Annotated in this window: 2 protein-coding genes; one reads left to right on the forward strand and one right to left on the reverse strand. The window is 70.6% G+C overall.

The window, feature by feature from the left end:
* A partial coding sequence (locus IEZ19_RS49820; RefSeq protein WP_189317964.1) for a transposase occupies positions 1 to 381 on the forward strand: 381 nt, incomplete at its 5' end.
* Here IEZ19_RS49820 and IEZ19_RS49825 read toward each other — a convergent pair.
* Entirely contained in the window at positions 353 to 823 is a 471-nt protein-coding gene (locus IEZ19_RS49825; protein ID WP_189317965.1) for a hypothetical protein, read from the reverse strand. The genes IEZ19_RS49820 and IEZ19_RS49825 overlap by 29 nt on opposite strands.
* Positions 824 to 1,389 lie beyond the last annotated feature (566 nt).

Here is a 1,389-nt window from a genome sequence, read left to right on the forward strand (position 1 = left end):
CCCTCTCCCGACCCCCACCGGGGTCGGCGTCAGGGTGTCCACCACTCAGGGGGAGGTCCCTACTTCTCCATCCGCCGGGTGTGGGCGGATGGAGGTTATGCCGGGCGTCTGGTCGACTGGGCGGCCGAGAAACTCCAGCTCACGGTGGAAATCGTCAGACGCGCCGACCACACCACGGGGTTCGTGGTGCTGCCACGCAGGTGGGTGGTGGAGAGAACGCTGAGCCGGCTGATGCGCTCGCGTCGTCTGGTCCGCGACTACGAGACCCTGCCCGCCATGCACGAGGCCATGGTGCTGTGGTCGATGACCATGCTCATGAGCGGCCGCCGGGCCGGACGCCGCCCAGGCGCTTTCAGCCGGACGGCACTGCGAGCGCGGTGAACACCCCCGGCCGCACCTGCAGCGCCCAGCCCCGTTCCACCAGGCGTTTAGCCTTCGACCGCAGCCCTTCGATCTTCGCCGGGACCGCCTCAAGGCCCAGGGCCACGGCCAACTGCTGGCAGCGCATGCCCTCCCGGCCCGCCTCCGACTCCAGCACCGACACGATGCGTTGACAGTCCGGTGCGAGAACCGACACCGCCATGCCTTCACTCCGGTGCGGCACCGGCGAACCCGCCATCGCGCCCCTCGCCGGCCCCGCGACCGCCGAAGGTGGTTCGGCCAGCACCTCCGCCACCGTCGCCCGGGCAACCGCCAGCCGCTGAAGGGCGCCTTCCACCGCACCGAGCGCGGCCTGCACCTGCTCGGCTTCCTCCCACAACCGCGCGGTCTCTTCCCGGACCCTCTTCTCCCGGGCCTCCAGCAGAGCGAGTACCGACAGCACCAGCCACCTCCACGAACCAGATGAGCAGAGCCCGCCACCGCGACCGTCCGCTACGCCTTCCCACGGCACACCCTGGACGGCGCCGACGTCCGCGCCGCCCTGCTCGAGCTGGTGATCCGCGCGGCGGTGCTCGGTCGACTTGGTAGTCCGGCGGCGGTGTTGTCCAGAAATCCGTCCGCTCTGCCGGATTGCACTGCAGACCTGTCTAGGGGTTCGACGTGCTTCCTGTGCGCTCCGGCGGCAGCAGGTGCCGACCTGTCCGTGCCGGGGCTGAGGCCGGCGTGGCTGTGCGCCGCTCTCGTCGGCGCCTCCACGCACGTGGGCGGTCTGGGGCATCCTGACACTCTCACCGTCTGGCAGCGGCTGGCGGCCTGGCGGGGGAACGAGGGGGTCCGGCCACGCCGTGGATGGTGGACTGGTGGTCGTCGCTGGGGTATGGATGGCGTGGGAGGCGTGTGATCTGTCGGACGATGGTCTGGTGTGGATGTTCCGGGGAGGGATGTCCCTGGGCCGGGGTCCAGACGAGAATCCCGGCCCGATCACGGGCCGGGATTCTGTGTTGTGCG

Source organism: Streptomyces brasiliensis, assembly GCF_014647875.1.
Classification (GTDB): domain Bacteria; phylum Actinomycetota; class Actinomycetes; order Streptomycetales; family Streptomycetaceae; genus Streptomyces; species Streptomyces brasiliensis.